The sequence below is a fragment of the Leptothoe sp. EHU-05/26/07-4 genome, from assembly GCF_043421015.1.
GTDB classification, from domain to species: Bacteria; Cyanobacteriota; Cyanobacteriia; order Phormidesmidales; family Phormidesmidaceae; genus Leptothoe; species Leptothoe turfae.
On the sequence record NZ_JAXSQV010000002.1, the window covers coordinates 152,655 to 171,774 of the forward strand.

Genomic DNA, 19,120 nt, shown 5'->3' on the forward strand with positions numbered 1-19,120 from the left:
GACCTCCATCGGTATGGTTATAAATTAAAAGAGAGCTAATTTAAACTAGAGATTGTTGGGCCAATGGCAGCTACAATGTGCCCCTCAGCGGCGATGTCAGCGGCAATCAGGGCAATATGTTCATCTAAGGCCTGTTCGTCGTCATTCCAGATGTAAGGATGATCGGCGGAGAGAGATTTACCAACAACTGTGTGGATAGCTGAATACAGGTGTTGCGATGCAGGGGATAGGTGTTGGGATGCATCATAATGACCCGCAAGCTGATGGGTTCGTAAATCCGCGGCTTGCACTCCAAAAATGAGTGCGATCGCAATATACTGTTGAAAAATCTCAATGGACTGACAAGTCAGATAGGCCGAGCCAAACCCCTGACTATTGAGATTTTGGTTAAATTGTTCAGCATGGGTGGGAAACCGATCAGCCAGAGAATTTCCATAGAAAGTCAACAGGGGCATCATGGAATTTCCAGTGATTTGCAGCCCCTTTAACCCCATATTCACGGGTCGTTGCGGATTGCCCACTAAAGATGCCGGTAGACCATTATTAAATTCTGGCATGGCCAGCATGGCAATTTGTACATCTAAATGCTTAGCCAGCAAACCCAGGTAATAGCGCAGGCTATCCATGGCCGTGCCAATGTATTGGCCCAGAAAATTACCGCCGTGATAGCTTGCTTGCTGGGCCACATCAATTAAAGGATTATCCGTAGCAGAATTAATCTCGGTTTCAATCTGTTCCGTAATCCGTTGAATGCCATCTACAATCGGGCCGGTGTACTGGGGCAAACACCGTAACGAATACCGATCCTGAATCGGTTGTTCCCCACGGTAGTCATGCACACCATCAAGCTCATTCAGAATAAGATCGGACCCTGACAGCAGATCAAGCATGTGCTGAGCGGCCCATAGCTGCCCGGTGTGGGGCTTATGGCGATGGATAAAGGGATGAAATGACTGATTGGTCCCTTGTAACCCTTGAATTGCCAGGGCATGCATGCCCATGGATAGGGCCAACAGAATTTTGGCATCATAGGCACAGTTGGCGGCGATGCCCGTCATCATGGCCGTCCCATTCATCATGGCCAATCCCTCTTTGGGCTGCAGATCTAATGGGGGTAGGCCCAATCGTTTAAGGGCTTCAGGCGCTGGTATCGTTTCTCCCTGGAAGTCAACCCTATACTGTTCACTTAACCCGACGAGAGAACCCGCCACATAGGCCAGGGGAGTCAAATCACCGCTAGCCCCAATGGAGCCAAACTCTCTGACATAGGGGGTGACATTGGTATTGAGGAATGTTTCAATGCGCTTGATCAACTCTAAGCGAATGCCAGAGGCTCCATAGAGATGGGAGTTTGCCCTCAGCAACATACCAGCACGCACGTGGGTCTTGGGTAGATTCTGCCCAGCCCCAACCTTATGAAATCTCATCAGATTGTTTTGTAGATCTTGGGCTTGCTTAGGGGAAATGACCACATTGGCCATGCCACCAAAACCGCTGGTGACCCCATAGACCGGTTGTCCAGAACTAACGGCCTGGGCGATATATTCAGCCGAGCCATGTACTCCCTGTAAAACCTGCTCATTATGGCTAATTTGAACTTTGGTATGGTGACGAGCGACCTGTATAACCTGGCGAATGGTCAAAGGCCGTTCGCCGATCACAATCGCTTGTCGGTTAGAGTTGAGCGTTGAACATTCATTAGGATAAGCATGGGGGGGAGCTGTTGGTGTTAGTGTCATAATTAGAGGCCAATATAAAAAATGTGGATAATCGGCCCAACGCTGTTTAAGGGGTTTCTCAACAGTATTGGACCGGTGTTCTAGGGACTATTTGTTGGGTTGGGGCGTCATGCGCAGATAGGGCTTAATCTCAGTAACGCCTTTGGGAAACGTCTGCTTGGCAGCCTCGGTAGAGATTGCAGGAGACACAACCACATCCTCACCACTCTCCCAATCCACAGGTGTGGCAACACTGTAGTTATCAGTGAGTTGTAAGGAGTCAAGCACCCGCAGAATTTCGTTGAAATTGCGACCAGTGCTAGGAGGATATGTCAGAGTCAGTCTCAGAGTTTTGTTGGGATCAATGATAAACACAGTCCGTACGGTCACTTTGGCATTAGCCTTAGGGTGGATCATGCCATAGAGATCGGAAACGCTTTTATCCTCATCGGCAATGATGGGATAATTAATGGTTGTGTTTTGGGTTTCATTGATGTCGCTAATCCAGCCCTGGTGAGAGGCAACCCCATCAACGCTGAGGGCAATCACCTTGGCCCCACGTTGGGTAAAGTCAGGCTTGAGTGTGGCCACTCGGCCCAGTTCCGTTGTGCAAACTGGGGTGTAGTCCGCTGGGTGAGAGAATAAGATTACCCAGTTGTTGCCTGCCCAGTCGTAGAAGTTGATTTCACCTTCGGTGGTTTGTTGGGTGAAGTTCGGAACGGTATCGCCAAGTTGTAAAGACATAATAGTAGGCTCCTTAAATGATTTAGAAAGTTGTTGGAAGATAATATGGTTGGCATTTTCAGAAACGGTTAAAAGCTTCTGCTGCTAAGGAGGTGGTCTGGCTAAGATATGAGGCATCTATATATCTAATCGGTGTGCGGGTAAATAACCTACTGTTTTGAGAGGCTTAGCGATATCTGGTTCCCCTTACCAAGGCTACGGTGTATACACATCTAGAAGATGATGTCCCAAAAGGTAGGCCCGACCTTGAATTGGCCCACTCTGCGAGAAGCCGCTTTGGCGTCTACATCCTAAATCCTTCTCCCTGGGGGCGAAGGACTTTGAGTCCAGCCCCCCCTTCTCCCTCAGGGAGTAAGGGGTTGGGGGATGAGGGTTCGAAATCTGGAGCCACTCTCCGACTTATGTGTACACGGTTCCCGTTACCAAGGGGAACCGTCAGGGAGGGGTTTGGATAACTGGCGCAAACGATCGAGACCCCTCCGCCTACGGCACCTCCCCTTGCTAAGGGGAGGACTCTTGTAGACACTATTGCTTGACTGGGATTTTATTTATGTGCAATTGTCTAACCCCAGCGGGGTTGTTCATCTAAGTTGATGCCCAAGCCAATTTTGGCAACAATTTCGTGGGTGAGAGCCGAATTGGCTGGGTGGAACCGTCCAGCTCGGGCATCTCGGAAGAGACGTTCGAGTTCGCTCTTTTTGAACATGCCAAAGCCGCCGGAGAGGTCAAGGGCTCGATCCACAATCTGCCAGGAACTTTCGACGGCATGATATTTGGCGGAGACTAATTTCTCCGGCCACTGGCCTCCATGATCTACGCCATTGGACCAATCTTCAGCAATTTTTTCGATGTGGGGGCCAATGGTGTCTAATTCTAGAATCATATCGGCAATGCCATGTTGAATCTCGGCATGGTGAGACATGGGATGTTGTAGAGCAATAGACGTTTTCTTCTTGGCGGCTTCCAGTGTGAGGTCTAAGGCGCGCTGTGCGATCGCATAGTACACGTTGGCAAAGCCCATCAAGGCCCAGGCAAAAACGCACAGCACAAAATAGTCAGCACCACCAAAACCAGCTGGCACCACCCTGGACACGTAATTATCTGGAATAAACACGTCCTCTAGAATAGTGTCATCGCTGCGGGTGGCCCTCATCCCCAACACATCCCAGGTCTGTTTGATGCTGTAACCAGCAGTATCACGATGCATAAAAGCATGAACAATTTTGGGATTATCAGGATCGCTGGCATCCATGCCGTGAACACCTAGCCAGTCCCAAACTGGTGTTAGACTGCCAAAAGATTTCCGTCCCTGGAATCGGTAGCCACCCTTAACGTGAGTAGCTGTTGTTGTGGAGTAGAGCAGCGGAACATCATTGCCACTTTCCGCATGCCCGGCGGCAAAGACATCACCCTGCGCCGCTCGCTCTAAAATCCAATCGGTTGAATGGTCACCAGACCGATACAAATCAGCCGCTAGCCCAACCCAATAGTGGTGCATATTCAAACAGACCGCTGTGGCAGGAGCATGGTAAGCAAGACGGCGGGTTTCCTTAGCCATTTCAGCCAGGGTTAACCCTTTGCCACCAAACTCAGGAGGGACTGTCAGTAACAAATAACCTGCGGCTTTTAACTCATCAAAATCTTCTTGACAAAATCGGTTCTCACGATCGTAGGTGGCAGCTCGTTCAGCGCAGCGATTCAGCAGTTCATCATTTAATCGAGGAACAGTTAATGTTGACATGATTAATTCTCCTATTTTCAATTTTTGATTTATCTTTGCCACTTGTTAAACCGTGGCATACTCAAAGGCATCACCTTAAGCAAGCATAGCCAAGCAACCTGAACCTAAGTAATACAGTGCTTTCAAGGTTCAGAGAAGCAATTTACGATTGCTAATTTAAGAGATGAGCTGATCTAGACCCTTATTATTTGATGATGTCTGATAGCTAAAGCCATCTGGAGGAGCAGCAATACCAAATTTTGGGGATTATGAGATTTTGGCAAACTTACTTTGCCAGCAGTGTTAGTTTGTCTGCATAGGTGGAGACAGTGTGTCTAACTTACTTTGCCAGCAGTGTTAGTTTGTCTGCATAGGTGGAGACAGTATATCTAACTCTGTAGAAAAACTGTTTTAAGGCCTCAGGAAAAAGCTGAATGTCAGTTTCCTGACTCCAAAAGGTGAGGGCATACCAGGTTTTAGGGCCCATAAAACCTGTTTCAATGACGCCATATTGATCTTGAAAAGCAATTAAAGCTTGCTGAGTTTGGTCGTCAAATTGACCTGTTAATCTGCCGTTATATAAACCCAGTTCGTGCAGCTTCCCTTGCAGTTGAATCACCATGGGTCCCTGGTCACCTACATACAGCGTTTCAAGCGGCAGGTCAATGTTCTTACCACCTGCTTTCATAGGTTAGAAACTCCTTCAGTCTCCTGTAATAACAATCTTGTGGGTGATAACGTCATTGCCCAATAAAGCACAGGGCAAAGCAGAATTATACATAGGGCCATCGTTGTAATGGGTCGCAGCCCCTGAGTTTGTTCAAGCGACATTGTAAATTTCTCCAGAAGCGAATGTGCGGTTAAACTAGTGTGTGTTTGGACGCTAGCGCATTGTATTTCAAATGCAGATTGCTTTTGTGTTGTCCATAGGGGTCTCAAAAAATGAGAAGGGGAAATCTGCAAATATCTAAACTGTTTACATAAGTTTATGGAGAAGCTGCGATGTCCTTGGGCGGGCACACGATAACGCCCCTATAGAATTGTTTGATTAATTGCATGCCATATCCCAGGGCGTGCACAAGGCAACGCCCCTACAGGGTTATGCATTTTGGTTCGGGATTTTGTATCAGTTTTCTAAGGTGATGACTGGGCCTGAAAAGGGTGCGGTAGAGAGTTCTGTAGCATCGATAGACTGCAATAGCATATTCCAGTTTTCTTGGATTTGTGGGTCTTGGGGAGACTCTTGTAACTGCTCAGCCACTCTCGCTAGGGTGTCGTACCAAATGTTCGGGGCATCTACCTGAATTTGTTGGTCTCGCTCAGGGGTGCTGGCAACTCGTTGCACCGAACCTGTAATCGTTAAGTCGGGTTGGTCATTAATATTGTCGTGGCAATATAGCTGAAAATACCAACGATAGGGCTGATCTTCTGCTAAGGCATACTCCGGTAGTGAGGGAACCGTCACGCTGACAATTCCGGGAGACTCAGGTAAGGTAAAACGAACATGGTAATGGCGCTGCTGTTCTCCGGGCCATAGGAGTAAGGAAAATTCTCCATATCGTACTTGGTCTGCTGCAAACGGATTAAAAAATAAAAACGTGGGCTGGGCAGCTGTGGTCAAAACAGGATTTTCAACAGGAATAAGCGCCCGTAGATCCTCATTAAATGCATGACATAAGGATGTCAGTGGATTTAAGCCACCCCCTGGTGTTGTGCGATTGGGGGGTAGGGGGGTAGAGGGCGGTTCCGGAGGTCGCTGGCTAACGGTTGTCTGATTGATCGATTGAGCTAGGGCTGCTGTTATGGGAAAGTTCCAACTCCCTATTAACAGGCTAGATACGATAACGAGTTTCCAAACAGTCATCTTAAATTCCGGGGGCAACAGAACAGATATAGGCGTATTTCAATTAAATTGCCAGAATCATCTATGGGTTGAAATTCTGATCAGCGATGTTTTTTTGATAGTTCCATCATGAAGGCTACACAGCAGATGGCCAAAAATACGGAAAAAATGGCAGACATAAAGGGGAGCCATAAACCCTGGGTAATCGCTGTCACGGACACTCGTTCTAAGCCCCAGTATAGAGAGATGAGGCCAAAGGTCAATCCTAGGGGGATGATGAGTTTGAACGATAATGGGGGTCGGTTATATAACCAGCTGGTAAATAGGCTGCCAAGGAGGGACCATCCTAAAATCCAAAGACCATCTAAGCAGGGTAGATTTTGCCAATGGGGTAGTTTACCGATCAGCGGTCGTTGGTCTAGAGCGGCACTAAGCAGCTGACTGACCATGTGGCTGTGGACCCAAACACCGGGCATTTCTCCATAGGGAGTATTAACGTTATCCTTGGCGACCGCAGCGGTATAGCCGACTAATACTAGGCGATCGCGCACCATATCTGGGTTCAGCTGTCCTGTTAATACTGAATCGAGGGAGACTGCTTGCCCTGGTTGAGCCGCCCTGTAGTTCAGCATGAGTTGGCTACTGAGACCGTCCAGGTTTTGATAAGCGGCAAACCGACGGGACAGGGGGCGAAGAGTAATGGCACCAAATTGCCAGTGGTTATTCTCGTTAGTTTTTAGTGGTGTAACACCTGCTTGGGATAGATACCGGTAGGCAAGCTGAAAACTCAAACTATAGGGTGTAGCACAACTGGGGCGGGTGGAAACTAAGGCTGGCGAATAGGAAATCAGATGGCGGCGAACCACATTATTGACTTGTTGCAATGTCAGGGCAGTGGCTACTGCGTTGGGTTGGCCCTGGGAGATTTGTAAAGGAGAGTCCAACAGAAAATCACTAAACCCCACCTGGGAAATCTGCTGCTCGTCTGAGAACTCAGGGGGTGAACCATAATCCTGTCCAGGCATATCGTAGGCGCAGACAGTGAATAGATTAGAATGCTGGCGAAACTGATCGATCAATGCCTGTCGGCCTGTTCCCCTGGGGCGAAATCGATGCATATCAAATGCGATCGCAACCGGCTCCAATTCCTGTAGTACATCCACCGTTTGGGCTAGTACCGCATCTGAGAGGGGATACCCCCCTAATTCATCCAAATCTGTCTCGTTGACCTCCACCAATAAAATGCGAGAATCAATGGTTTCAGCGGGTCGCGATCGCAACAAATGATCGTACGCTGCCAGCTCATAGGGTTGCAACCAACCCAAATGCTGCACAATCAAGACCATGATTGTCACCACCAAACTAAGCCAAACCGGTTGCAACCAGTTAAATCGGTGGGATGCAGTGGGTGCCGCCGGTAGGGCAGCGGGTTTACCCTGCAGCGTATGCCAGTCAGGGGGAGGGGTGAGAAAGTTTTGATAGATGACCGGCAACCAACTGGCACAGGGATACTGATGCTCCAGCCCCTGTAGTCGTTCCCTTGCCTGGCGCGCCGACAAATACAGCGATTCTCCATGGGCAAAGGCTTCTAAAAAGTATTTGAGAAACGCCTCTGCCACCTGATCGATCACAGGTTCTCGCATGACGATCATTTGGGGAATCGATAGCTGCTGCAACGCCTGCACCAGCCCCAATCCATCACAGGAATTAAAAATTGCTAGCTGCAAGCCTTGATCAATGGCTTTGCGCAAGCCATAGCGTAGCTCCGACAGGGTAAGGCTATCGGTGGGGTTAATAAAAATCCGTCCCTGGTCCCGATAGGTCTCGCTATGGCCAGCAAAGAATAAAATATCCCAGGGCGTTTCCCAAAGACGATCGTTTAACTGTTGGCGATCAGGCTCCACTAAAAATGAGACGTCTGCCTGGGGTAACCCAGCCAGTAAACGCTGATCGGCTTCTATATTAATACCGTGGCTATGGCCCAAAATAGCCAAGATTCTGACCGGATGAGATACGGTTGACTTAACAGAAGGACGTACGGCCTCATATTCGGGGGTGCTCAGGGCCATTTCCGCATAGGGATAGCGATCAAAGAAATCCCATTCATGCCAGGGCAGTTTCTGAACATCAACATTCTGAGTGCGAATCAACAACCGAATGGTGTCATCCCGGCTCAGTTCTTCTCGCAGACGCCGATCAATGGGTTGAAAAGACTCAGAATTTAACCAAGTTTGAAAACATTTACACAGTACCTGGGCTGACTGTTGACAATCCACCAGACGCTGATTGATAAATCCTTTGTGAATAATCTTGTGGCCTTTGATCCGTAGCGGCATACCCAAGGGGCGATAGGCATCCTGCCAGTGGCGATGCAGATGGGCCAACATCCCTGGATTGGGGGGTAAAAATCCTTTTACTTTTAAGGCATGCGGTTCATTTTCAGCCTGAATTTCCAGGGTTGTCCGAAACCCTGAGGTAGCCAAATCTCCCTCTAACTCTAGAACTACCCACCGTCCAGCCATAGTCTTTTTGGCACCACTGACCTCTAATATAATGGGTCAGTCAAATTCAACCGTGATTGTGCCACGTACATATAAGATTCTTGCCATTGCTGATGTAGAGGATAAATCGATCTGGTAGTATCGCTCTAAATCAGTATCTTTCAGATTACATCCTGCCGAGACTCAGCAATGGCAGATTTTTAAATAGCAAATTGCTCGGTCAGTATTGACTGATCAAGACTAATTTGGACGGCAAAATTTTCACCCGGTTCGGCACTAAATTGAAACTCTAACCCTTCACTTTGGCGACCTTCTGCTTGCAAAACCGGTGTTTTGGCCTGATCCATCACCATCAAATGTAGAGACGGCGGTAAATGGGTCTGTTGCCCTGCTGGATAAAGCTCCACGGTAATGTCAAAGGCAATACTATCATCAGCCGGGGCAATACCCACCAAAAATAAGACCTGAGTGCCTGGCGTAAAGGTTAAAAATTTACCTCGTTTAACACCTTTGGCCACTTGCTCAATTAATTCTTGATGCGCCAACGAATTTCTAAAACTATAGGCGGGCATCTGGGTTTGCCAGTCAGCAAAAATCTGTTCGAGACTGGCCCAGCCCTCATCGACTACATTGTCTAACCACTGTAGCAATGCGGATGACTGCTCCTTTGGAGCTGTCTGCTTCACTACATTGTGAGCCAGGTAAGCGGGTAACTGATCCATGGGCTGTAGTTGCTGGGTTGTTACAGGCGTCTCTGACGGTTGAGTCAGAAATCCCAGCAGTGTAGCCTCCGTTAACTCACTATCCAGCTGAACAAATACATAGCCCACGCGATCTGTCCACACATCTTCCGAGATAGTCCAGGCAGTTTGTTCGGGTAACACTGGGCAACACTCTAAACGACCGACCCCAGTTACCCACAAATCTGCAGCATTACTGAGCACCTGTAATGTAGGATTCCAGCTTATACTTTGCTCTAGGTCAGTCTCTATACCAAGACAGGTCAGATAAAATCTCACGGTTTGTAAACTCAGGGTGTTGAGATAAACCTGTTTTGCCTTTTGAGGATCGCTGTGATGCTGATAAAATTGCTGGGCTATTTGGTGAAAACGGTCAGTCAGCGGCATCCTAAATTTTGTTGGCTGGCAGTGAGTGGTCATTGTTCTAGGGTTGAGTAGGGGTGATCGCACAGTGGTTGAAAGAAACGGAGAGTGGGGAGTGGGGCTAGTTGGCGTGGGTGGTTAAGTACTCTTTAAATTTGGGGGCAAATTTGGTTAGACAACGTAAGTAGAAGGAGCTGAGGGTGACGACTTTAACCCCTAGTTCATCGGAGATTTCTTTCCAGGAATAGCCACCTAAAAATCTGAGGGCGAGATGCTGAAAGTTGGCTGCGGGTTTGTTGCGGATATGGGTTTCCTTAAACAAACCGTCGCGATCGTCACGAATGCACTGGATCACTTCTTCAGATAGGGATGGGTTGGATTGCGATCGCAACTCCAGCGACTCCTGTTTATCCAAAGCATCCAAAGTAATGCGCTTGACTTGAGAACGATCCATTCCTTTAGGGGCAACCGGCATAAAATCACGACTCGCCTCAATAAAGAATCGCTTTCTCATCAGAAAATTGGCCCATTGCAGCACTTCTAACTCTGGGTTATAACGGCTAATATCCTCACATAGATAGAGAAACAATTGCTGTTGCGCCTCCGCATAAATATCCTCATACAGGCCATAAAACTGACCTGAATAGGGACGCACTAACTTCTTTGAGCGATATATAGTATCGACCAAACGAGCCAATGCACACTGCCGTTCGGGGGTTTGGGGAGGATGCTGCTGCGCCTCTATAGCCAATTGTTTAAGCTGTTGATCTAAATCCATGCGTCCTATAAGCCCAGAGGATTAGGGAGTAAGACCGACCAAACAAAGCCCTCAGGCCAATGTATCGCCTAGCCTACCTAAAGGCATCTCAAAAATAAAGGCGCTAAATTTTATCGATTTCGAATTATGTTACGAATATTTACATTCGTGCATCCAGGGTGCCCAGATCTGTAGAGAGCGATCGTACCTTTCAGGTGTTCACAATACCTCAAGTTCTTATTGGGTTTGAGGGGTTGAGATCACGCCTTCTATAAGATGGGGTCGTTCATGAATCTGGATATCAGATGCTCCTCATTCGCCACACTACCGTGTGTGAGAACGAACACAAGTCAATAGACTGTTAAACCGGAAAGGCTTGGCAATGAATGCTTGAGCCCCTAAGGAGAGAATTTCTTCTCGAACTTCGTCATTGTCAAGAGCTGTCACAACAATCACAGGAATCTGCACTGCTTGCGCACGGATTTCCTTTAAAACTTCCCTGCCATTTATTTCAGGTAGTCCTAAATCTAGCAATATAAGGTCGAATTTTCCTGATAAAGCTGAAGGTAGAGCTTGATTTCCATCTGATGCTATCTGGGTTTGATAACCTGCTTTTTTCAATCCTTTTGATACAAAGGCTGCGATTCGGGGGTCATCTTCAACAATTAGAATAGTTGCCACAGTACAAACTTTAATTCAGGCCGTCAACCCTGAAGGTTAAAGGCTTTTTTGGTAAAAAGATGTAGGTATAGACTCAGAATTTGCGGAAAAGTGCCAATTATTCGTTTAATAGGACATCTTAGCTGCTGAATGCAACCACTTATAGCACTGCACGTCCGTTCACTCCCTAACCAAGGCTGACGCTGTCCCTTTTCCACAGCCCTGTGGGACACTTGGGGATAAACTGTATAAAATACAATACTTGATCAACATGCATTAAATAACCCCCGATGTACTGAGCACTGGGGGCTACTTTGTTATAGGAATTTGAATAGGCAGTATGCCTGCCATCTATGGCTACAGTACCTAGGGCTAACTTCCTGACACTTACCGACCCAGCCGATGGACACAGGTTTGCCATGGACGGATCTTAGCAACGCAGGGCGGAAAATATTGAGGCAAGTGGCATAGCCAAAGAGAGCCATAGAGCTCATGTTTGTCGTTGAGGACAGATGCCAGGCATGTGCCATATCACAGCATATTGGGCAATGGATCACACAATCCCATCAGACCTGAACAAACCTGAACATTTACCTGAATAAACCTGAACTTTTCGGTATGTTCGCTGCCCTTGAGATTCGCCATAGTAGGGACATCGGCCCGCTAATGTACGCCATTGAACTATTAGCGGGTTTTCCTATGTGTAACATTGGCATTGTCATGCACCCGTCACGTAGGACAACAAGGGAGTAACGTTAGTGGCGACTGCTATGTATTCAATTCATTAAACTTCCAATTTATAAGCTTGATCTTGAGCCTGCTCTAAACCCTTAGGGTTGGCAGGGGCTCCAGTGGGGATATATCGCTGCTTCAAGTTTTGAGCTAACCACTAGCTAAGTTTTGAGCTAAATGCAGAGCTATTGCCTATGATTCAGCCGAAAAAAGCAACGTGATTAGCGCGGCAGCAAAAACATTCAAAATGCCATCAGCACTAGCTTTGTTGATATATATAAGCTTTAGCCTTTGATCTTGACCTCAGCTTCAATCTCTTTGCTAAGAAAGAAATTTAGGAATGTACGAATTACCGCAATCACGGCTAGCTGGCCCAGGGCCTCAAAGGAGGGAGCAATTGTTGTACCCAGGATATCGGCCCCCAGCTGAAATTCTAACCCCAGGGCTAGCCAGGACCCCAAAGTCAGTCGAATATCGATAAACGGTGGAGTATACAATCGTTTGGGTTGAACTAGTACCAGTTTGAGGCAGGCAATTAGCCCTAGTAAAATGCACAATACTGAAATAGCTTCAAAACCCAATTGAAGTACCCTAACAATTGCGGCCAGTCCAACTTCCAACAGTTCCATAAATTACCCATGATTCCTCTGACGTCTTCCATACCGTACCTCACGCTGCTGATTTAGGTCTGTCATCACCATGGAACTTTATTTCTCACCAGGGCAGAGTTATCCTTTAGGCGCAACGGTTCAACCTGATGGTGTGAACTTTAGTCTTTTTTCCAAAAGTGCTCGCTCTGTAGAGTTGTTGCTATTTGATCATGCCAACGACCCACAGCCAGCCCATATCATTTGCCTTGACCCACAACACAATCGCACCTTTTTCTACTGGCATATTTTTGTAGCAAATATCGGTGCTGGGCAAATCTATGCTTACCGAGTCCATGGACCGTTTGAGCCACAGCAAGGATTGCGCTTCGACGGTTGTAAGGTTTTGCTTGATCCCTATGCCCTAGCCTTTGTGGGTGAAGAGATGTATAACCGTTCTTCTGCCATTGGCGCTGGAGATAACTGCGCCCATGCCCTTAGGGGAGTGGTGGCCGATCTGACCACCTACGATTGGGAAAATGACGTCCACCCTTGTACCCCCTACTCTGCCACTGTTATTTATGAACTCCATGTGGGTGGCTTCACCCGCAATCCAAATTCCGGAGTCGCTCCCGAAAAGCGTGGCACCTACGCTGGCCTGATCGAAAAAATCCCCTACCTCAAGTCCTTAGGTATCACAGCGGTGGAACTGTTACCTATTCATTACTTTGATGCTGATGATGCTAAACCGGGGCTAACCAACTACTGGGGATATAGCACCCTTGGTTTTTTTGCCCCTCACCGTAGCTACAGTTCTCGTCGCGATCTGCTAGGTCCATTGGATGAGTTTCGCGATATGGTCAAAGCGCTGCACCGAGAAGGTATTGAGGTGATTTTAGATGTTGTCTTTAACCATACGGCGGAGGGGAATCATACAGGACCCACCTTGTCATTTCGAGGGTTGGAAAATTCTGTTTACTACATGCTAGAAGAGACTCCTGAGTATTATCGTAATTACAGTGGTTGCGGTAATACGTTTAAAGGTAATCATCCCATTAGCGGTAGATTGATTTTAGATTGTTTGCGCTACTGGGTTGCCGAAATGCATGTGGATGGCTTTCGCTTTGATCTAGCCTCTATATTGACTCGGGATAATATTGGACAACCCCCTACGGGTGACATCACATCTGCCAATATTTTATGGGTGATTGAATCTGACCCGGCTTTAGCGGGGACAAAGCTGATTGCTGAAGCCTGGGATGCAGCTGGACTTTACCATGTTGGCGAATTTGTCGGCCTGGCAGACTGGTTTGCAGAATGGAATGGGCCGTTTCGAGATGATATTCGCCGGTTTGTTAAAAGCGATAATGCAACCGTCAAATTGTTGGCCGATCGCATTTTAGCCAGTCCAGATATTTACAGCAGACAGGGGATTGATATTAATCGCAGTGTGAATTTTGTCACCTGTCATGATGGATTCACCCTGAATGATTTGGTGTCTTATAACCATAAGCATAATAAAGCCAACGGTGAGAATAACCAGGACGGTGCTAACGATAACCATAGTTGGAACTGTGGTGAGGAAGGACCCACGCAAAACCCGGATATAGAGGCATTGCGGATACGGCAGATTAAAAACTTGTTTACCCTCTTGTTACTGTCCCAAGGGACTCCAATGGTGTTAATGGGCGACGAAGTGCGTCGCAGCCAGCTGGGTAACAACAACGCTTACTGTCAGGACAATGGTCTCAGCTGGTTTGACTGGAGTGCTGTGGAAAAAGAAGCGCCGCTACTGCGCTTTGTCACGGGGTTAATCAACTTTATCCAGACAACTGAAATTTTTAAGCAGGAACAGCTGCTAGAAGTGACCTATGGTAGCCAATCCCCTCACGTTGTTTGGCATGGTGTGCGTTTGGGGCAGCCTGATTGGGGCGACAGTTCCCACAGTTTGGCATTTACGCTACGCCACCCCCAGCACGATGAACATCTGTATATAGCGTTCAATGCCTATTGGCAGCCCCTGAGTTTTGAGCTGCCTCCCCTAGAAAATAACGATTATTGGCACCGCATTATCGATACAGCGCTGCCATCTCCAGAGGATTTTTGCCCTTTAGATGTTGCACCTATGGTGAAGGGTAAGACCTATCAAGTCGAGGCCAGATCTACCATCGTTTTAAGGGTAAAAAATGATGTTATGTAGGGGCGTCTGCGGTTCGCCAAATATCTGGAGTTTACAGTAACACCACACCGATCTGATTGTGTGAACTTATGGAACTACTTTGATGAGATAATCGTAGGTCCTCAAACACGACAGTTGATAGATCAAGGATACCCAAGTGACTATCATCACCTCTGCAATACCAAGCTACTAGCAAAAGCTGATAGCTACAGAAATTATCTTGATGGGTTAGGTACAATCACAGATAACAAGCTGTATGGTGATCCTCTACGTACCTGGTTACATTGGGCCAACACTAAACGCACTCTGATTTTTGCTCGAAACCGAAATGATGGTTATTGCTGGCTGCATCGGTATAGCGAAGCTGGGGTTAAAACTGCTACGTTGATGGGAAAACACCTCGATACGCTAGACGGAATAAGTTACAGGCACTCTCAAGGGGAGATCTTGATCTATTTAGGTTAGTAAGATTAAAGTAATAAATTAGATAGGTAAGTATAAAGTTCTTGCCTGTATACCTGAATAGCTTCGTTTACCAAATGAAGATGTTCTTTTCTATTAAAAACAAACTTGATTTCTGATAAAGCTAATCTCGCATTAAGAAGCTGAACTGTTCTGTTGCTTAAAACTACACCATGAGAAACTAAATCTCGGGTAGCTAATGACCATTTATAGCTTGAGCTATTGAATAAACCATTATTATTTGAACGTTTTCTTTTGCCAATTCCCAAGTGATTTTCTATATACTCCACCAAGGCTTCAAAGCTTATTAGCTGTAGAACTGGTTCTTTTATTTGTTCGATTGCATTATACCTTTCAACATACTCTAAAGTGTTGTTCAAACTATAGTTTGGATAGTTTTGTAAGTACTTTTTAGTTTGTCGTTCAATGCTATCTATGCCCACAATTAGTATTTCACAATTAATTCTAGCTTGGGGAATAATTGCGTTAATCTCAATTTTTTGTGGATACTCGGGGTGAGTTATATGACTTTGCCCTAACTTTAAATTAGAAACTCTCAATCTTAGTTTTAAGACTTCCAAGTGTGATCTAATTTCCTTTTCTGCTGAATCTGAGAAGATTTCTTTATTCTGAATTTCTGAAAATTTTTTCTCATAAATAATATATTTCACTACTAGCTTTTCTGGATTTTTGTCTCCTTTTTTTTGAAATTGAAGATATATCCTTGTGTTTGACAACGCATCTGTATATATTTCTAATTTTTCAGAATCACTATCGCCTTGAGCTTTTGAACATTTTATTTCATCGCCTATGAGGCTATACTCAATTCGATGCAATATTTTATCTTCCATTATCTTATTTGGAATATTGTTCTAACCAGAAGCTTTAAGTCTAATGCCATTCTTTATTAGCCCACTCTTTAAGTTTTCTAAGTAGCTCAGGTAATCCAATTGCTAAAGGGCCAGCTTCATAGCCTTTGACCTGACTGACTGATTAGCTTTTGTCAGTCAGTCGTTGGAGTGTCGACTGTGTACACCAAAAGATTATGTACCGAGTTGATGCTGTACTCAAAAGTAAACCCCGGAGCAACATAACTAGGGTGCATTAAGAACATACATCTTTGCTCTAGTACGTGGTTCCCTTGGCATTTAGAGCAATAATGAGTCTAAGTGGGTATCGAACACCTAAAAAATAGACTTAAATCAATAATTTAAATAACCCTGACAAAGGGTTTAGTGTGCCAGTTGATGCTTATGAGACACAAGAAGTGACACACATTTGCTATAAATGGCTAGAACCCTTGTATATCAAAACATGCAAGAAATCTGGTGGATTTTAATGTTTCGGCTGAGGGCGCAGCTGGCCTTAATCCAGCTGGCTGCGGTTGAACCCTATGGCAGCATTGCCTATGAGTATGAAAAGAATTCATACCCGCTGGCCATGGCCGATGTGCTGTGGGGACAACAATCATCAGGTCTGGCGTTTTTGCAGCAAATTGACGAACAGGCTACGGAAACCCAAGGTATCGACCTGCTTTCAGGGTTTACCCTCAAAGGCCAAATGCGCAAGTATTTTTACTTTGGTGACCAGCTGGACCCGGCCTATCGACAGCGCATGTGGGATGCCATGTATGAGTTCACCCTGACTGACCCGCTGGCGCGCACAGCTGACCCACCGCGAAAATTTTGGTCCCGTTCTAAAGATGATTGCCAAACACCGGTTGATTGTCGCAACACTGACAATTTAAGGGCCATGAGAGAAACATCGGTGTACCTGATGGCGGAGGAAACCGGCAATGAAGCCACCCGGTTGATTTATAAACAACACCTGGATCGCTACGTTTCTACACTGCTGGATATTGGCATGGGGGAATGGGACAGTCCGGTTTACCACGGGTATACCACGGCGGCCTATCTCAACCTCTATGACTTTGCCAAGGACCCGGAGGTTAAACAGCTGGCCAAAGATGCCCTGGACTGGCTCTATCGTTCAGCGGCCATTAAGTACTGGCGCGGCAGCTGGAATGGGCCATCTAAACGCACCTATGGTGACAGTGCTGCCCGATTTTTCTGGCTGTATTTTGGCCATGGCCCCGTGCCCGATGAAATTGAGCGGGATTGGATCTATGGTCTGACCAGTGATTACTTGCCGCCGGATGATGTGGTTGCGATCGCACAGCGTCGATTCTTCAAACCCATTGAGCTACAGCGCACCCACCCCCACTACGAAAACTGGAAGCCAGAACTTTATGGCCCTGCCTTTTACGAAACCATATATATTGGCCACAGCTACCAGCTAGGCAGTTTAGCCAGGGGCACTGGTGGCGATTGGAATGGCTTTAGCTTACGGGTGGCTAAGGGCAGCAGCAATACTGACGAATTTACCGTTAACACCAACCGCCCCCATAGCATTGCCCAATATGACAACCTGCTGATCTGGCATGGCGCAGAAGCTCCTGAACTGACATTCCCCAATGCCCGTGTTGAAACAGTAGACGACATCACTTTCCTAGCCTGCGACCAAACCTGGATCGCCGTGCACCATTTTGAGCGAGGCTTTGCCCTGGAGGTGGGTGAAGCCCAAACCCATGGCAGTTTTGCCGCGTTTAAGGAAGCTGTTGCCAATCAATCTCAGCTGAGTGTAGAAGCCGAGCGGGTGGACTATCGGGATAGTACTGGTAAGCGGGTGGCCATAGTCCCCCAGGTGAATGGTTTACCTGAGGTTTGGCGCGATGGCCAACCCTACGACTGGCAAACCCATAACCGCGAGCTATCCTTTCAACTGCCGTTTCCCAGCGGTCAAAACTAAACAACCCCGCTAATTTTTTTAATGTACAGACGTTCCATGGAACGTCTTACACCTTCGCCAACCTAAATGCAGCCCCTAACCCAGAGCCCATCTCTTCAGGCGTAATTTTGCCATCATGATCCAGATCAAGGGCATCAAAGACAGCATCCGCACCCATCCATTCTTCACGGGTAATAAAGCCATCACCGTCCAGATCATAGGCACGAAAAATGTCTTCGGCAGCGTGGCTAACCACCTCGTTCCCCTCAAGCTGAGATAGACGTTCTGCCAATAAGGATTCTAATGACTCCAGGGCCTTAGTAAACCCTTGAATACCTTCGGCTAGTTTTTCTGAAGCCATGCGGTTGGCCCCATGCATTTTTTCGAACGTTTCCTGATCAACCGAGATTTTCTGGATTGTCAGATCTTGGGCCAGTTCAGGGGAAAGTTTACGAGGTAACTGGGCCGTAACAGCATCCAATTGCGCCAAAAGCTTGGGTGAAATAGTCAGCAGATCGCACCCTGCTAGCTCCGTTAGCTCATCCGTATTACGGAAGCTAGCCCCCATCACCTCAGTGGTGTAACCAAACTTTTTATAGTAGTTATAAATTTCAGCGACTGACAAAACACCTGGGTCCTCGGCGGGTTCGTAAGATTCTTTACCGGTCTCTTTTTTATACCAGTCGAGAATGCGACCAACAAAGGGAGAGATGAGTGTCACACCCGCCTCAGCACAGGCAATGGCCTGATGTAAACCAAATAGCAAGGTCAGATTGCAATGGATGCCCTCCTTTTCTAAAATCTCAGCGGCTTTAATGCCCTCCCAGGTAGAGGCAATTTTAATCAAAATTCTCTCACGGGAAATGCCGACACTCTCATATTGGGAAATCAGATCGCGCGCCGTAGCAATTGTCCCCTCAGTATCGTAGGACAATCGAGCATCGACTTCAGTGGACACCCGACCTGGAATAATTTCCAAAATTTTGCGGCCAAAGGCAACCGCCAGACGCTTAAAGGCTAAATTGACAATTTCCTGAGTATTAGCATCAGGACCTGCATCCGCTTTTGCAGTTTGTAATGTTTCGTCAACAATGCCTTGATATTGGGGCATCTGTGCCGCCGCCGTAATCAGGGATGGATTGGTTGTGGCATCTCGCGGTTTAAACTGCTCAATTGCCTGAATATCGCCAGTATCGGCGACTACAACGGTCATTTCACGCAATTGTTCCAGGAGAGTTTGTGCCATAGTTTGCTCCATTTCGTTGGCTGACCATGTCCTTATTGTAATCACCCTCATCCAAAGTGATTGGAGATCTAAAGGCCGCCT

Annotated in this window: 14 protein-coding genes; 2 read left to right on the plus strand and 12 right to left on the minus strand. The window is 46.9% G+C overall.

Translation table 11 applies throughout. The annotated features are described in order from the left end of the window. Positions 1-35: 35 nt before the first annotated feature. From U2F10_RS02565 to U2F10_RS02610, 10 genes are all read right to left on the minus strand, one after another. The gene (locus tag U2F10_RS02565) at positions 36-1,739 is read right to left on the minus strand and encodes an HAL/PAL/TAL family ammonia-lyase (protein ID WP_499870528.1); all 1,704 of its coding nucleotides are present in this window, start codon (positions 1,737-1,739) and stop codon (positions 36-38) included. Positions 1,740-1,826: 87 nt separating this feature from the next. Then, a complete protein-coding gene (locus U2F10_RS02570) occupies positions 1,827-2,462 on the minus strand; it encodes a peroxiredoxin (RefSeq protein WP_499870530.1) in 636 nt (211 codons plus the stop codon). A gap of 562 nt (positions 2,463-3,024) precedes the next feature. Beyond that, positions 3,025-4,203: an acyl-CoA dehydrogenase family protein gene (locus U2F10_RS02575; RefSeq protein WP_163666623.1), complete on the minus strand. Its 1,179-nt coding sequence runs from the start codon at positions 4,201-4,203 to the stop codon at positions 3,025-3,027. A 319-nt stretch (positions 4,204-4,522) separates the two neighbouring features. Beyond that, positions 4,523-4,870: a peptidoglycan-binding domain-containing protein gene (locus U2F10_RS02580; protein WP_163666621.1), complete on the minus strand. Its 348-nt coding sequence runs from the start codon at positions 4,868-4,870 to the stop codon at positions 4,523-4,525. A 438-nt stretch (positions 4,871-5,308) separates the two neighbouring features. Further along, positions 5,309-6,046 carry a DUF928 domain-containing protein gene (locus tag U2F10_RS02585; RefSeq protein ID WP_499870532.1) on the minus strand — a complete coding sequence of 246 codons (738 nt, stop codon included), beginning with the start codon at positions 6,044-6,046 and terminating at the stop codon, positions 5,309-5,311. Positions 6,047-6,126: 80 nt separating this feature from the next. Continuing rightward, on the minus strand, positions 6,127-8,547 hold the full coding sequence (locus tag U2F10_RS02590; RefSeq protein ID WP_163666617.1) for a CHASE2 domain-containing protein: 2,421 nt from the start codon (positions 8,545-8,547) through the stop codon (positions 6,127-6,129). A 179-nt stretch (positions 8,548-8,726) separates the two neighbouring features. Beyond that, positions 8,727-9,686: a DUF1822 family protein gene (locus U2F10_RS02595; RefSeq protein WP_499870534.1), complete on the minus strand. Its 960-nt coding sequence runs from the start codon at positions 9,684-9,686 to the stop codon at positions 8,727-8,729. Positions 9,687-9,750: 64 nt separating this feature from the next. After that, positions 9,751-10,407: a sigma-70 RNA polymerase sigma factor region 4 domain-containing protein gene (locus U2F10_RS02600; RefSeq protein ID WP_163666613.1), complete on the minus strand. Its 657-nt coding sequence runs from the start codon at positions 10,405-10,407 to the stop codon at positions 9,751-9,753. A gap of 303 nt (positions 10,408-10,710) precedes the next feature. After that, entirely contained in the window at positions 10,711-11,067 is a 357-nt protein-coding gene (locus U2F10_RS02605; RefSeq protein ID WP_163701386.1) for a response regulator, read from the minus strand. A gap of 995 nt (positions 11,068-12,062) precedes the next feature. Beyond that, the gene (locus U2F10_RS02610) at positions 12,063-12,407 is read right to left on the minus strand and encodes a DUF1622 domain-containing protein (protein ID WP_499870535.1); all 345 of its coding nucleotides are present in this window, start codon (positions 12,405-12,407) and stop codon (positions 12,063-12,065) included. 70 nt (positions 12,408-12,477) lie between these two features. Here U2F10_RS02610 and glgX point away from each other — a divergent pair, with 70 nt between their 5' ends. Beyond that, the gene (gene glgX, locus U2F10_RS02615) at positions 12,478-14,565 is read left to right on the plus strand and encodes a glycogen debranching protein GlgX (protein ID WP_499870537.1); all 2,088 of its coding nucleotides are present in this window, start codon (positions 12,478-12,480) and stop codon (positions 14,563-14,565) included. Between the two features lie 449 nt (positions 14,566-15,014). Here the strand turns inward: glgX and U2F10_RS02620 are convergent, their stop codons facing one another. After that, complete coding sequence (locus U2F10_RS02620) at positions 15,015-15,857, minus strand: hypothetical protein (RefSeq protein ID WP_499870539.1); 843 nt, start codon at positions 15,855-15,857, stop codon at positions 15,015-15,017. Between the two features lie 436 nt (positions 15,858-16,293). On the opposite strand from U2F10_RS02620, the gene U2F10_RS02625 reads away from it, so the two are divergent. Continuing rightward, positions 16,294-17,814 carry a hypothetical protein gene (locus U2F10_RS02625; RefSeq protein WP_499870541.1) on the plus strand — a complete coding sequence of 507 codons (1,521 nt, stop codon included), beginning with the start codon at positions 16,294-16,296 and terminating at the stop codon, positions 17,812-17,814. Positions 17,815-17,860: 46 nt separating this feature from the next. On the opposite strand, the gene U2F10_RS02630 is transcribed toward U2F10_RS02625, so the two are convergent. Continuing rightward, complete coding sequence (locus tag U2F10_RS02630) at positions 17,861-19,039, minus strand: transaldolase (protein WP_499870542.1); 1,179 nt, start codon at positions 19,037-19,039, stop codon at positions 17,861-17,863. Between the last annotated feature and the right edge of the window lie 81 nt (positions 19,040-19,120).

Excerpts from the sequence above, each read along its gene's own strand:
- U2F10_RS02565 (WP_499870528.1), bottom strand. The coding sequence starts at position 1,739 with ATGACACTAACACCAACAGCTCCCCCCCATGCTTATCCTAATGAATGT.
- U2F10_RS02595 (WP_499870534.1), bottom strand. The coding sequence starts at position 9,686 with ATGACCACTCACTGCCAGCCAACAAAATTTAGGATGCCGCTGACTGAC.
- U2F10_RS02620 (WP_499870539.1), bottom strand. The coding sequence starts at position 15,857 with ATGGAAGATAAAATATTGCATCGAATTGAGTATAGCCTCATAGGCGAT.
- U2F10_RS02600 (WP_163666613.1), bottom strand. The coding sequence starts at position 10,407 with ATGGATTTAGATCAACAGCTTAAACAATTGGCTATAGAGGCGCAGCAG.
- U2F10_RS02610 (WP_499870535.1), bottom strand. The coding sequence starts at position 12,407 with ATGGAACTGTTGGAAGTTGGACTGGCCGCAATTGTTAGGGTACTTCAA.
- U2F10_RS02580 (WP_163666621.1), bottom strand. The coding sequence starts at position 4,870 with ATGAAAGCAGGTGGTAAGAACATTGACCTGCCGCTTGAAACGCTGTAT.
- U2F10_RS02590 (WP_163666617.1), bottom strand. The coding sequence starts at position 8,547 with ATGGCTGGACGGTGGGTAGTTCTAGAGTTAGAGGGAGATTTGGCTACC.
- U2F10_RS02625 (WP_499870541.1), top strand. The coding sequence starts at position 16,294 with ATGGCTAGAACCCTTGTATATCAAAACATGCAAGAAATCTGGTGGATT.
- U2F10_RS02570 (WP_499870530.1), bottom strand. The coding sequence starts at position 2,462 with ATGTCTTTACAACTTGGCGATACCGTTCCGAACTTCACCCAACAAACC.
- U2F10_RS02575 (WP_163666623.1), bottom strand. The coding sequence starts at position 4,203 with ATGTCAACATTAACTGTTCCTCGATTAAATGATGAACTGCTGAATCGC.
- glgX (WP_499870537.1), top strand. The coding sequence starts at position 12,478 with ATGGAACTTTATTTCTCACCAGGGCAGAGTTATCCTTTAGGCGCAACG.
- U2F10_RS02630 (WP_499870542.1), bottom strand. The coding sequence starts at position 19,039 with ATGGCACAAACTCTCCTGGAACAATTGCGTGAAATGACCGTTGTAGTC.
- U2F10_RS02585 (WP_499870532.1), bottom strand. The coding sequence starts at position 6,046 with ATGACTGTTTGGAAACTCGTTATCGTATCTAGCCTGTTAATAGGGAGT.